The organism is Streptomyces sp. SID3343 (genome assembly GCF_009865215.1).
Lineage (GTDB): Bacteria > Actinomycetota > Actinomycetes > Streptomycetales > Streptomycetaceae > Embleya.
Genome location: NZ_WWJX01001414.1, coordinates 1 through 233, shown reverse-complemented (window position 1 = coordinate 233; position 233 = coordinate 1). Strand labels below are relative to the sequence as shown.

Annotated in this window: 1 pseudogene; it reads right to left on the bottom strand. The window is 69.5% G+C overall.

Annotated features, from left to right (window positions below):
• Positions 1 to 233: pseudogene (locus tag GT354_RS44670) on the bottom strand (carbohydrate ABC transporter permease); the annotation flags it as partial.

Sequence of the window (233 nt, the reverse complement as noted above, 5' to 3'; positions counted from 1 at the left end):
CACCGGCAGGGAGATGACGAGCGACGCGGCGCACACCTTCGCCAGGAACAGGCCCTGGCTGGTGATGAAGCCGGTCAGGAAGACGGGGGCGGTCTCGGCGACCACACCCGTGAGCACCCGGGCGAACAGCAGCTCGTTCCAGCTGAAGATGAAGCAGATCAGCGCGGTGGCGGCGATACCGGGGAGGGAGATCGGGGCGACCACGCGCGCGAGGATCGTCGGCAGCCGGGCTC